The sequence below is a fragment of the Thermosporothrix hazakensis genome, from assembly GCF_003253565.1.
GTDB lineage: Bacteria > Chloroflexota > Ktedonobacteria > Ktedonobacterales > Ktedonobacteraceae > Thermosporothrix > Thermosporothrix hazakensis.
The window spans coordinates 1-11,312 of the sequence record NZ_QKUF01000059.1; the positions used below are offsets into that span (position 1 = coordinate 1).

The 11,312-nt window shown below is 52.2% G+C and carries 17 protein-coding genes and 1 pseudogene; 3 read left to right on the top strand and 15 right to left on the bottom strand.

Annotation, left to right across the window (positions count from 1 at the left end; genetic code table 11):
• Positions 1 to 294 precede the first annotated feature (294 nt).
• Positions 295 to 591, bottom strand: a complete 297-nt coding sequence (locus tag EI42_RS33635; RefSeq protein WP_211326438.1) for a hypothetical protein — start codon at positions 589 to 591, stop codon at positions 295 to 297.
• Positions 592 to 900: 309 nt separating this feature from the next.
• Between EI42_RS33635 and EI42_RS31025 the strand changes: the two genes are divergently transcribed.
• Positions 901 to 1,248, top strand: a complete 348-nt coding sequence (locus EI42_RS31025; RefSeq protein ID WP_111326748.1) for a hypothetical protein — start codon at positions 901 to 903, stop codon at positions 1,246 to 1,248.
• Between the two features lie 58 nt (positions 1,249 to 1,306).
• On the opposite strand, the gene EI42_RS31030 is transcribed toward EI42_RS31025, so the two are convergent.
• Positions 1,307 to 1,513 (bottom strand): hypothetical protein, encoded by a 207-nt coding sequence (locus EI42_RS31030; protein WP_211326439.1) that lies wholly within the window; start codon positions 1,511 to 1,513, stop codon positions 1,307 to 1,309.
• A 222-nt stretch (positions 1,514 to 1,735) separates the two neighbouring features.
• Between EI42_RS31030 and EI42_RS31035 the strand changes: the two genes are divergently transcribed.
• Positions 1,736 to 2,266: a hypothetical protein gene (locus EI42_RS31035; protein ID WP_111326752.1), complete on the top strand. Its 531-nt coding sequence runs from the start codon at positions 1,736 to 1,738 to the stop codon at positions 2,264 to 2,266.
• Positions 2,267 to 2,694: 428 nt separating this feature from the next.
• Here the strand turns inward: EI42_RS31035 and EI42_RS31040 are convergent, their stop codons facing one another.
• From EI42_RS31040 to EI42_RS31085, 10 genes and pseudogenes are all read right to left on the bottom strand, one after another.
• On the bottom strand, positions 2,695 to 3,717 hold the full coding sequence (locus tag EI42_RS31040) for an aldo/keto reductase (protein WP_170143047.1): 1,023 nt from the start codon (positions 3,715 to 3,717) through the stop codon (positions 2,695 to 2,697).
• 38 nt (positions 3,718 to 3,755) lie between these two features.
• Positions 3,756 to 4,055, bottom strand: coding sequence for a hypothetical protein (locus tag EI42_RS31045; RefSeq protein WP_137685983.1), 300 nt, complete (start codon positions 4,053 to 4,055; stop codon positions 3,756 to 3,758).
• A 256-nt stretch (positions 4,056 to 4,311) separates the two neighbouring features.
• Positions 4,312 to 4,956: an NUDIX domain-containing protein gene (locus EI42_RS31050; protein WP_111326758.1), complete on the bottom strand. Its 645-nt coding sequence runs from the start codon at positions 4,954 to 4,956 to the stop codon at positions 4,312 to 4,314.
• Between the two features lie 24 nt (positions 4,957 to 4,980).
• Positions 4,981 to 5,775: a tetratricopeptide repeat protein gene (locus tag EI42_RS31055; RefSeq protein WP_487248052.1), complete on the bottom strand. Its 795-nt coding sequence runs from the start codon at positions 5,773 to 5,775 to the stop codon at positions 4,981 to 4,983.
• Positions 5,750 to 6,139 (bottom strand): annotated as a pseudogene (locus tag EI42_RS35065) (helix-turn-helix domain-containing protein); the annotation flags it as partial. The pseudogene EI42_RS35065 and the gene EI42_RS31055, both read right to left, overlap by 26 nt.
• Positions 6,140 to 6,271: 132 nt before the next feature.
• Complete coding sequence (locus EI42_RS34780) at positions 6,272 to 6,490, bottom strand: helix-turn-helix domain-containing protein (RefSeq protein WP_111326764.1); 219 nt, start codon at positions 6,488 to 6,490, stop codon at positions 6,272 to 6,274.
• A gap of 402 nt (positions 6,491 to 6,892) precedes the next feature.
• The gene (locus EI42_RS31070) at positions 6,893 to 7,108 is read right to left on the bottom strand and encodes an amidohydrolase family protein (protein WP_170143048.1); all 216 of its coding nucleotides are present in this window, start codon (positions 7,106 to 7,108) and stop codon (positions 6,893 to 6,895) included.
• 20 nt (positions 7,109 to 7,128) lie between these two features.
• Entirely contained in the window at positions 7,129 to 7,440 is a 312-nt protein-coding gene (locus tag EI42_RS31075) for an amidohydrolase family protein (protein WP_111326768.1), read from the bottom strand.
• A gap of 128 nt (positions 7,441 to 7,568) precedes the next feature.
• Positions 7,569 to 7,838: a GyrI-like domain-containing protein gene (locus EI42_RS31080; protein ID WP_211326440.1), complete on the bottom strand. Its 270-nt coding sequence runs from the start codon at positions 7,836 to 7,838 to the stop codon at positions 7,569 to 7,571.
• A 283-nt stretch (positions 7,839 to 8,121) separates the two neighbouring features.
• A complete protein-coding gene (locus tag EI42_RS31085; RefSeq protein WP_111326772.1) occupies positions 8,122 to 8,490 on the bottom strand; it encodes a hypothetical protein in 369 nt (122 codons plus the stop codon).
• 85 nt (positions 8,491 to 8,575) lie between these two features.
• Between EI42_RS31085 and EI42_RS31090 the strand changes: the two genes are divergently transcribed.
• Positions 8,576 to 9,025, top strand: coding sequence for a hypothetical protein (locus EI42_RS31090; protein WP_111326774.1), 450 nt, complete (start codon positions 8,576 to 8,578; stop codon positions 9,023 to 9,025).
• A gap of 228 nt (positions 9,026 to 9,253) precedes the next feature.
• On the opposite strand, the gene EI42_RS31095 is transcribed toward EI42_RS31090, so the two are convergent.
• The 3 genes from EI42_RS31095 to EI42_RS31105 form a co-directional block, all read right to left on the bottom strand.
• Positions 9,254 to 10,156, bottom strand: coding sequence for a hypothetical protein (locus EI42_RS31095; RefSeq protein WP_111326776.1), 903 nt, complete (start codon positions 10,154 to 10,156; stop codon positions 9,254 to 9,256).
• A gap of 84 nt (positions 10,157 to 10,240) precedes the next feature.
• A complete protein-coding gene (locus tag EI42_RS31100) occupies positions 10,241 to 10,519 on the bottom strand; it encodes a hypothetical protein (RefSeq protein ID WP_111326778.1) in 279 nt (92 codons plus the stop codon).
• Positions 10,520 to 10,570: 51 nt separating this feature from the next.
• Positions 10,571 to 11,038 (bottom strand): hypothetical protein, encoded by a 468-nt coding sequence (locus tag EI42_RS31105; protein WP_137685985.1) that lies wholly within the window; start codon positions 11,036 to 11,038, stop codon positions 10,571 to 10,573.
• Positions 11,039 to 11,312: the final 274 nt, after the last annotated feature.

Here is an 11,312-nt window from a genome sequence, read left to right on the forward strand (position 1 = left end):
GCTCATCCTCTCCAGCACATACACCCCGCTTCTCTGCTGCGTCCGCTTCCCCCTTCCTCTTCCTGACCTCTCCCTCCTCTGCCGCAATGAGAGAGAGACCCACACCCGGAAAACCACCTGGCAGTGCGCCTGCTCCTCGTTCGCCACACATCCGCCTGGGCTCCCCTCCTCCCCCCAACAGAGCCAGGTCGCTTCCACCGCAGCCACACCCACAGGGGCAACTCCACAGGCACCGCTTCACACAGCTCCCTATGCGTGCTGACGCGACACCAGCATCCCTGTCAGGTCCTCCTGTCATTTGAAAGAAGAGCAACTCCCGTGCATACCTCTTCCTTGCGCAACGCCACGTCGGCTTGTTGGACGCATCAGCAGACGCTTTCCCTGGCTCACCTGTCGTCCAGGGACCACACGATCCCTGCTTGTGCTGCCCATTCCCTGAAATCCTCTGCCTCTCGGGTCAGGCCCTTCCACCCAATCAAGAAGAGCACCAAAGTCTCTTCCTTGCGTCAGGTTTCGCTCCTCAACGGCCTCACTGAGCCGTTGCCACGTGGCAGAGGCAGCGCGGCCGCGCACATCTCGACCATGTTTCAATCCTCAATCCGTTGCAACCCTGGTTCTGCTGAGAGCACCGGGCAAGCGACTGCCAAATCCCCTCTGCGCGAACCTCCCTGAGTTTACCATCCTTTGCTTCTCTGACAAGCAGAAAGGAGCATCAGGCTCCTTCTTTATGCCTTTTCCCCTTTGCTTGGGCCAGTTTCAGCTACGTACCATGCACAGCAACTATGATTTTTTTGTTGCAGAAGGTTGCGTGAAGTTGCACACTGCTGCATCCGATTACTGTCAATTTTCCTGTCATTTCTGTACACAGTCACTGGCCTTTATGAAAGGAGTGTGCCAGCTATGTCACAAGAAGAGTCGAGCATCATCTGGGAAGTGTATGGGAGCACGCACGAACAGATAACACGGGTGGTCCGGCTAAGTGAAGACCGCCCGCATATCCACATTTGTGCCCTGGAACAAGCTGCATGTATACTGGGAGTAGAAGCCGAAAACCTGCGTAATCGGCTCCACGACATGCTTTCCGAGCGGTATTATGACCCCTGTGCCGAAAGCTATCAGGAGACCGTACTTGCAGGTGAGGATGTGTTGAATGCACATAGAGACTACCTTGACGCCATCGTTGACGAGGTAATCAATATCGGGAAGGAGCTGCAAGCGAAAGCACAGCATCTCAAAAAGACGCCTTAACTTCCCTTTTTCCCAAGTGCGTGCCACTACTTTTGATGCTCTTGGCAGCCTTTGGCCTCTACTCTATTGTCCAGGCCCTCCTGATCGCCCCAAGCCCCCTCGCGTTCCCATTGTTCACACTCCTCGATGTGTAGGCAAGTACCTCAGGGTGATAATCGTCACATGCCCAACGGAAGCCCTCGCTGTCCTTCCAGATACGGCAATTGGGGCACTGGTTAATAGTGACGCCAGAAGGGTACTGTTTTCGTTTCTGATCCTTCTTCATACGAGGAAGCATAGTCAAAAATACTGCTTGCTGCCACTAGCATAGTACTCCTGTTCCATTTTATATACCCAGGGTTGCCAACTTTCTTATGTGTGCTAGTTAAACACCTCGACAGCCTGTAAGCCCTGGCGAGTCAATCCCTTGAAAAAGGTCACTCTCGAAATTTCCATCGGGAAGATTTGGGCGAACTATGCACATGATACGTTACAAAGGAGCTTCAACATGAAAGTACAACAAGACACGATTCCTAGCATCGTGACGAAAAAGAGTCAATGGTGTCTGGAATGCGCCAACAAGTATGAAAAATCAACCTATCGCAAAGCGGACACAGGACAGCACACCTATCCGCGCAGGTCTACGGATAACGGCACGTGCGGTTATTGCGACAAACCGCTTGGTCGTGTATGGCTTTACTTTTGCCAGGGGTGTGGTGCCTCTGCCGCCATTGCGCCTGTGAGCGCACGCCCTCAACGACTCTCTTCGCTCCGCTGCCGAAAGTGCCAGGACCGTTTTCATCGCACTTTCTATAATCGCATTTACGATTACATGGCCCAGATCGGCGAAGACATAAAAGATGGGGGGTTTCTCTCAAATGTCTACAAGCTGTTGCATCATGAGCAGCCTCAAGAAGATCTCCCAAAGCTAGCGGAGCTTATGAGCAGCGCACCTCCTCCGGTTTCTCGGCTCTTAAAGCCAGTCTACGACGAACTGAAAGCGTATCCAGCTCCGTGCTCAGAGGTGTTTTACTTGTAGGATGAGGTATGGAGCGGCGTCCAGAAAACTCCGCTTTAGTGAATGAGGAGCAGCCTATGCAAAAAGCACCACTGTTACCATCCAGACCTGAGAAATCTCCATTCCACCGGATCCGACACGTTGAAAATGGTTGGGAATACTGGAGCGCAAGGGAACTTCAGCAGCTTTTAGGATACACGGAATGGCGCAAGTTTGAAGATGCTATTGGACGTGCCATGATCTCCTGTCAGAACAGCAATCAAGCCTCGTCAGACCATTTTGTCCACGCCGCTAAAATGGTTCAACTCGGCTCAGGGAGCCTGCGGGAGCTTCGCAATGCGTACTGCTACAGGAGTGGTTTCCTTCAACCACAGGTATTGCCAAATGCTTCAGTATCGCGATGGCTATGTATATAGCTTACAACAATGAGAAGAGGCCAGAGGGGCGCGCTAACCTCTCTGACCTTCTTGCTCCTGTTCTTTCAATCGCCGTTCACCTTCTCCTTCTTCGCCAACACTCGTCCGCACGTTATAGCAGAATTCCGTTTTCCACAATATTTGTATTTGTTTTAAAAGATTGGTTGGGAGCGGATCTTGCCGCATCGTTGCAAGATTGCAGGCTACCTGTTCCGGTGTTCTGGCACCTGGAATCACAGCCGTAATGGCAGGATGGGAAAGGCAGAATCTCAATGCGATCTGTGGTAGCACGGCATCAGGATCGAGCAAGGCTTTTATTTTCTCAACTCGCGCTACAGTTCGTTCAAAATGTTCCCCTTTAAAGACGCGCCGACGCCAGTCGCGCCGATCAAATTTCATGCTTTTATGCCATGAGCCTGCTAGCGCGCCCGAAGCGAGCGGCGTACGCACAATGATGCTTGTCCCGTGCTTCAGGGCAATAGGGAAAAGAGTGCTAGCAGCACGCTGATCAAGAATGGAGTATGGAACCTCGACAATATCAACTAACCCGGCTTCGATGACTCCAATTGCATCGTACGCGCGATGGTCGCTTACTGAGATCCCAAAGGAACGTATTTTTCCTTGTCGTTGCAGGTTAACAAGTGCTTCATACCATTCACCAGGCTCTGTCCAAGCAGGACACCATGTCTGGAGCAATAGGCAATCAAGACATTCTGTTGCTAATCGTTTCAAACTTTCTTCGGCTTGCTGGACAATGTGATAGGCCGGAAACACTGTTTGTACAGGTATGTTGGCCGCAGGAGCCCACTGGTACGCCAGAGGAGCTACTTTTGTCAGCACCGTCACGCGGGCCCCGTAAAGCTTAAATGCACGCGCAATAAGTTCTTCCGCACGACCGTGGCCATAAAGCGGAGCTGTGTCAACAAGTTGACAGCCTGCCTCTAGCGCTTGCACAAGTGTTGCTAAAGAAACCTCTTCGGGTTGTGGCCCCCAACCGCCACCAATTGCCCACGTTCCTAAACCAACTTTACTGTAGGGTAGTTGAGCTTTTCCCATGACTCCGCAAGCTGGTTGACATAGTAGCATTGTACACCTCACTTGTCCTTAATTGCATCTCTTAATCGCTGTGCAAAAAGTTCTTCCTTGTACGGGGATGTTCTGATCTTTAAGTATATCTCCTTTGCCCAATTGATGTTACTTGTACTTTCTAGCACCTTTGCAACTCGTAACCCTTCCATAGCCTTATCAACGCTGATATCAGGCATACCTGCCGCCAGGTACGCTTCTGCTTGTTGCATAAGCAAGCGGCAGTGTGTACGTGTTAGCTTGTGATCCAAGGTATTCGTCGCCTTTTCCAGGTATTTTAACCCTTTTTCTGGCTCCCCTACCAACACATAACACTCCCCTCGCATATCGTCTAAGGATTGCAGAGATGTCCTTACAAAAGCGACGTCTTCTTCGAGGGGGACAAGACTTACCTTGTTCAGCATAGCTCGGCTTGATCTAAGGCATCATAGCAACGGTCTCGCTGGTTGCAACGGCTCTTTGGGGACACTGGAGGATTGAAACGCCTCTGGGCCAGGGGTGAAGGATGCACTTAAAGAACATCCTTCACCTTTTTTACCAGTAACTCTCTCTAGCAACCTATCTCTATATTTTGCGCAACGATGTCAAGTCTACTGACTGGCCTTTACCGTTTTGCTTAAACTGCCTGCGCATATGTCCTGGACAAACAGCCATGCCGTCGTATATCCAGTAGGCTGTGTCTGGACAACGCCGGCCAGGTGCGATTTCACATTCACACTGACATGGCTCTGTTTCGCGCAGCCCTGCAACGCTATGATAGTAGTGCAGGAAGAACTGTCGTAGCGCAGCTTTGAGCAAGCGAATATGGTTAAATGCAAGAAACGGAAGTGTGCTCAAATCATCTACAGGGAACCACTGCACTCTTGAGGCATCGTCACCGGCGATAATATGTGCTTCTTGAGAGAGCGGCTCAGAGAGTGTATAGAGCAGACAAACATATTTCCCTCGGGGGTCATCAAAATCCTCGTAGGTATACACCTGTTGGAATAGATGTAAAGGAATATCAAGGCCAGTCTCTTCTAAGGTCTCACGACGCGCTGCTGCTTCGAGGGATGTATCCTCTGTTGTAAGGTGGCCCCCAGGGAGTGCCCAGGCCCCTTGAAAAGGCGCTTTTTTTCGCTGGATAAGCGCGACCTCCCAGGTAGATCCCGAAAGGCGGGGCACCACAACATCTACTGTGACAAAGACTCCAGCAGCATTGTTTGCCATATTCTATTTCTCCTTTATCTATCCCTAGTGTATGCCATCGTCTATACGTAGATACATCTCAGTGACAAGAGCTTTTAGTTCCTGCACACGAGGGTGTGTTCTAGCGGGGCTATTTTCCAACTTCCGCAGATATTTGCGCACGCGATCCATCTGGTGACGCGAATGGCACTGTACAGCCAAAACGAACCCCTTACTGATTACTGTGATGCCAGCAACAATGTCACCAGCATCGCATAAGGCTTGTCCTCGGCTGATTTCCAATAGAGCGCGCCAGCGCGGAGTAACCGAATTCGCAGTATCAAGGGACAGTTCTGCTAAATCCAAAAATGGTAAAGCGTCTAGAGGTTTTCCTAGATCGCGCATGGCCTTTCCACGTATCTCATTCACTTCAAAAGGGGTAAACTCCTTCTTTACCACATCGCGTCCCTCACCTGCATAGGCAAGCAGGTCTGTGCCTTCTGAGATAGTTCTTTCAAAGGATGTGGCATCCCCAACGTCGCTGTAAGTATAGGCAAGCAGTTGCAGGACATGGCCCAATGCTGCACTATCTGCGTGTATGGCTTGATCCTTTGCGCGCTCCAGATAACTAAGAGCTGTTGCTTTATCATTCTGGCGTCGCAAAACATCCCCTAACATGGCAAGATAGGTGGGCGCTAATTCCTTGTCGTGTATGTCCTCTGCAAGGCTGTGCGCCTGCTTATAATGGTAGAATGCAGCATCCTTCTGCAGCGCATCCAGGCAAATAGCTCCTAGTAATCCGTGTCCCCTGATAATGAGTTCCTTTGTCCGAAGTTCAAACCACTTTGGGCAGTGGTGAATGAAGCAATTTTTCCAATTTGGGGAGTAGTTTGGCTATTTCTCTGGAGGCATGCTTTGGCCTTGATGCAAACCATGCCTCCCATGCAAGCGTGACGATGCTTTCAGCTTGATCAAGGGTTTCGTCTAGAGACTGATGTATGTCTGTCGCGAAAGTTATAATAGGAGACAAGTGGTCCGGCTGGTATCGATTCTGCTGTATAAACCCTAACTCATCCGCATTTTTTTGAAAAAGCTCACAGAGGCGCTCCCGGTAATATGGATCTGGGATGTTATGTCCTCGTTCCCATTTGCTGACTGTATCCTCGTTCGTTCCAATTGCCTCGGCTACTCTTCGCTGTGACCAGCCACGCAATTCCCTTTGCTGTCGTAAAAGCGCGTTTGGTCTTCGTCGACCTTCCCTGGCGTCCTTTTTTTACCTTTCCTTGCATCTAAACACATGTTCTTTACAGTCTAAGGCACTACGACAAAAGGACTCACAGGTTGCTACAAAGAATTGTTAAAGCTTCTCCTCCCTATTAGGCTGGGAGCATTGCTTAGATTGCATGTTACGCTTCTCCTCTTCTAATATGAAAGTCTCTAGAGCAATTTTTCGGAATCGCCAGAGATCTCCTATTTTAAAAGCCGGGATCTTTCCCTGTTCAGCCCATCGTATTACTGTGCGCGGATTTACTTTTAGCATCTCAGCTACTTCTTTTGGTTCTAAGATCTCACCCATAACAAGGCTCCTAGATTATTTCCTGTCTGTCTGTATAGTACCATACCGGTTCTTAAGCGGTCAATCGCAACTTCAGATACCTAAAAATATGGTAATAGTAAAAATATGTCTTAAAAATACTTGACAAGGCGAAAAATGCAAGGTATTCTTGGAGTAAAACAGTGAGGCGGATATCTAGCGGAGGTATATCGGGTATCTGTCAACGGAGAAAGCAGGGAGATTGTCATCTTCCCAATGAGTATCAGCCATTCTAACTTCTCTTCGCTCTCTGTAGAATATTAAACAAGAAAGCCGCCCGTAGTTGCAGCTACGAACGGCTTTGATAACCCACCACAACCTTGCACTGGTCAAGTTTTCCAGACCTATCAGTGCAGGTTGCTCAACCGAAGTCGGGGTCTGTCTTTAGCATACACCAGGCAGGCGATTGAGTCGGGAGAGCATGAAGGACAGACCTTCGCCCATATGGCCGATCATGACCTGCAAGTGTGGATAGCGGTCAAAGGCCCCGCCGAGGATGAGGCGCAGAACATGGGTTGCGGTCTCAATGGGCCAGCCCCAGGCGAAGGGCGAAAGCCTGGCTGTGGCCTCTGGCGCGAAGCCTGTGTAATAGGTCTCCACTATCGGCTGTGGAGGCGGTGTCAGATGGCGGCCAACCCGGCAATACGACCAGGATGGCGTCGTATCGCCTCCGCAAGGTAATTGTTCGTCTCGCGTGCAAGCGTCACGGCGTCAGGCGCATCAAGTTGCTCCACACCGGGAGATCCCAGTGAGAGAACCTGCATGTCGATATCCGCTGCATCCATATCCGCGATCCTGCGGTCATCGAGATCGCAGAGGAGTTCGAGAAACCTGAAAGAGCCGCAACGCTCAGCTTGTTCCTTGAGGTTGCGTCCCGAACCTTGCAGGAAAGCCGGACTGACAGAGTGCTCTTCAAGCGCAATGGTGTCCATTGTCTTGCGATTTTCAAGATGAAACAGAGAACAGTATCTCCAATAGCGTGGAGGTATGACAACGTGACGGAGACCGCAGAGAAAAAAGGAAAGGGAGATTGGCCTGTTTCCTCTTCCTCCATTGTCGGTTATGACACCATCTCAACCGGAAACTGGATCTCAGTGAGGTAGTCATCCAACTCGCCACTCCAGCGCAAGCTGACCTTGCGATTGGGGCCTGTGATCGTGGAGCCATTCGCCTCAATCCAGCTCCCAAGCGCTTGATATCCCTTAACGATGGCATGGGGACTTCCATGACAGATGTGACTTGCCATTCTGGATACCCCAGGCAACTCACACAGCGCAACGCGCTCGCCCCAGTCTGCGCGTACGGTGCTGTCGCTGAGAAATATCGCCAAGCTGTTTTCAGCTCAGACAAGTAGAAGTCTTTTGAAGAACAAGTACTTCAGAGGTATAGAGGACAAGCCACTATACAGAAAGAAAAAGCGACTACTTTTAAAGTTGATACCAACGCTATTGTCGTTCGTATTCCAATCGCCAGCAAGGTAGAAGGAGTTTACTCAGCTATCTTCAAAGGAGAAAGCACTACGATTGAATCCACAATTACGCGACTATTTCTCCCTGCCCCTGATAAAAGCGTTCATATGATCATTACCAGGAATGAAAGAACAGTGGTAGATCTTATAGCGTCCCCTCAAACAAGCACATTACCGCCCGGCATTGTTTTGCCCGCTGGGTTTGTTGGGGCTGTTTTAATAAATGCTTAAGCAATGCAGGCATCGGCTGGTCAATCGTGCACGCTATAGCGGCAGCTTGCTCAACTGTGTCTTCCAGGTCATCGATCGGCATTGTTTCGTTCGCCCGAAAGACGGTTTGGCGCGCAGCTTGCGCCCAGGTGACAGTGGAATCGGAGCGAATGGCAAAGCGGGTCTGCTCGCCATCTTGCCCATGCTGCTCCGACCAGGGCAACAGATTGCCAAAGTGTTTCTCCAGCTCCTTGAAATACTTCCGGTTGAGTATTTTAAAACAATGATCTACCTTGATCGGCACAATGGCCCTAATCCGTAGAGCATGATCGGCATCACGCAGGACAGATTGTAAAAGGAAAGCTCTCTAATCTGGATGGAGCTTGCGTATGTATGATACATTGCAGATCGAGATTTCCTCTCTATTACAGGAGAAGAGCGGAATATATAGAGATGGAAGTGAGCGAGAGTCGATGCCTTTTATACCAGGCACATTTCAGTATAAGAGGCTTAGTGAGGATGTTGAGGAGAAGTACCGGGTTCCGCCGCTGGCTGATCCGGCGGTTGAGGCAACTCTTTCGATGGAACAGGAACCAGAGATTGCGGTTGTTCCCGTGTCTGAGGAAGTTTTGGGGGGAATCGCAGTGGCAAAGCGTGAAGCTCATGAGCGTGGGATTGATGCCATCTGCCAGGGATATCAATGGGTTGGGTGTGGGCCATTATTCCCGGGACTCTTGCGCGAGGGTGGTAACACTGCATATGGGAAGGTGCTTGCGCAATATGGCCTTACCTACGAGCGCATTCGTACCACCCTTCCGCCACCGGCTTTTCTTATGTAACCTGGCTAAATGAAGGTATAGGTTTGGGAATCATAGCTTCCCGTAGCTCCCAAGCCGGGTGCATCACCCTAGGCGTTGGCGTAGCCTGCTATGGTGTAGGCTACTGGAAGGGATGGAGGATCTGATCTATAGCAGATTGCCGACCAATCAGATGTGTTGCCCCCGCCTGCACTCGTGTTTCATGAGCCAACGGTGAAGACGGCATTTGGCCCTAAAAATTGGTTGCCGTTACACTTGCCTCCTCCCACGCGATGCGTAACGAGATGACAAGAGCGGAGAAGAGAGCCTGTCATGCGCTTTGAAGCCGCTTTGCTCTCGTTGACCAGCAATGGTCAGGTAAGGCTCACGAAGTCGCAAAGAAGCCCGATCGGAGTCAGGAGGAGATCTGGCAATCAAAGAGGGTACGGTCTCTGGATGAGTCGTTTGCTGGTCTGGGGGCTGGGCAAGACGAGTCTGCACCTCTGGCAGATTGAGGAGATCATAGTCCTCGCCTCGCATCATATAGGCAAGCCCGGACAGGTCTGCGACGACGGCACCGTTGCCATATTGACCATCCAGTCGCACCGCAGCCCGACTCAGGGGAACTGATTGGGCTTGTAGACACGCCCTGATCGCCTTCACCCCCTGGCGCAGGTCTCCACGATAGTCGCCCTTGCCCGCCCCAGATGTCCCGGAGAAGGTACCTATCCATTGGTGCGTGTGCGCTTGGAGAAGAGTTGTGCGCGTCCGAACCACTTCTCCCCGTTTGCGCCCCGTATAGCCCGAAGCACAGACCTCATCCAACCGGCGCCCTGCAGGTGGGAGATCAGGAGTGCATGGCAAGGCCCCTTGACGGGCAGCTTGTCGCGTGCCATCACTATCGAATACCAACCAGGGGGGTTCTTGCCGGTCCCACAATCCGCCCGTTTGTTCCTCTTTCTCCAGAGGCCGGGCCAGCAGGTCTTCGAGAAACACCGTGCGCAACGCCTCGACAGGCGCTTGCGGAAGTGCCGCAAGAAATCGGCTGAGCGTCGAGCGAGCAAGCAAGCAATCTCGCCCGAACAGCGCCATGAACCTATCGGCAAAGGGTAGCAAGCGCTCATCGTATTCCTCCAGCGTGCATTCTCCATTGACCGCATAATCCAGGAGCACGACATGAAGTCATGATGTCTGAACCGACGCCGGACGAAGCGCACGCGTTCCGTAAAGCCCGCATGATACAAGCAAACAACAACCTCATGGAGCCTCACCTCCTCTCTCTTTCCTCCAGATCTCGGCCAACTGCTTCCTGTGCGCACGAGCACCTATTTCCGGTTCTCTTCCGCATGCCACCACCGGAGCATCACCTTGCCGATCCCTGCCCACGTTCTCCGCCATCCAGCTTCCTCCTCTCAGGATGCCATCCTGCATGCTATTAGCCCCATCACCGCTGGACACAGCCAGAACCTCGACGGACATCACCCGCAACAGCGCTGCACACAGCCATCCATACCTATGAGTGCCAGCTTGGGTCACTCCCTCTCTCCTCCCTCTGCTGGCTCGCTCCCGCCTTTTCCTTCTCTGCTTTTACTGCACCAACAATCTCACCCACGTTCCGCTTTTGCGACGCCGCAACCCTCCCCCCTCGCTCCCGGTTCCGTCCCACCCTCCTCGATGCTCCTGCTTCCAGGCGCCAGCATCTGGAAGCGCTTTTTGTCCATCACCTCCTCTTGAAAGCGAAAGCCAGCACCCTCGCATCTCATGCCACGCGGAAGCAAACTTTCCACGCAAGAGGATGAAGAGAGCCCCCCCGTCACGCACGACAGCAACCTGCGATGACGTCTCCTCCTCGTCATCTGCGTTGGCACCACCCTGCTCCCCAGAGGATGCAAGCTCTGCTTCCACAGCTTCCTGATCCCTCTCTCGCAACGAAAAACACATGCCCTCGCGCACGCTCCCCCACAAGATGCAACACCCCCCCTCTTTCCCCCAAACCCGGACCTGCTGCATCTCCCGGACAGGGACCTGTTCCGGCTTTGTTCCGATTTTTGGCATCCCCAACAGCCCCTGGCAGACGGACCCCGCTTTCCGCTTCGGAGGAACCTGCTGGAGGGGAGCCGTGTTCGGGAATCCGGTACCGCACCACAACACCAATGCGCTCGCGAACTCAACGACGCCGCAAAGACGACAGGTGGGGGACACGCTCCAAACCACCACACCCCTCATCCTCCACCGGCTCCACCTCCCAGACAGAACCGCGACGGCGTGCCTGCTTGGGCCGCTCCCTCTCCCTCCTCTTTCCCGGCTCATTCCCTCCCTTTTCCCGCTT

Bases quoted from the DNA above. Each gene is read 5' to 3' on its own strand.
- EI42_RS31025 (WP_111326748.1), top strand. From the start codon at position 901: ATGTCACAAGAAGAGTCGAGCATCATCTGGGAAGTGTATGGGAGCACG.
- EI42_RS31030 (WP_211326439.1), bottom strand. From the start codon at position 1,513: ATGAAGAAGGATCAGAAACGAAAACAGTACCCTTCTGGCGTCACTATT.
- EI42_RS31035 (WP_111326752.1), top strand. From the start codon at position 1,736: ATGAAAGTACAACAAGACACGATTCCTAGCATCGTGACGAAAAAGAGT.
- EI42_RS31040 (WP_170143047.1), bottom strand. From the start codon at position 3,717: ATGGGAAAAGCTCAACTACCCTACAGTAAAGTTGGTTTAGGAACGTGG.
- EI42_RS31050 (WP_111326758.1), bottom strand. From the start codon at position 4,956: ATGGCAAACAATGCTGCTGGAGTCTTTGTCACAGTAGATGTTGTGGTG.
- EI42_RS34780 (WP_111326764.1), bottom strand. From the start codon at position 6,490: ATGGGTGAGATCTTAGAACCAAAAGAAGTAGCTGAGATGCTAAAAGTA.
- EI42_RS31075 (WP_111326768.1), bottom strand. From the start codon at position 7,440: ATGGACACCATTGCGCTTGAAGAGCACTCTGTCAGTCCGGCTTTCCTG.
- EI42_RS31090 (WP_111326774.1), top strand. From the start codon at position 8,576: ATGTATGATACATTGCAGATCGAGATTTCCTCTCTATTACAGGAGAAG.
- EI42_RS31105 (WP_137685985.1), bottom strand. From the start codon at position 11,038: ATGCCAAAAATCGGAACAAAGCCGGAACAGGTCCCTGTCCGGGAGATG.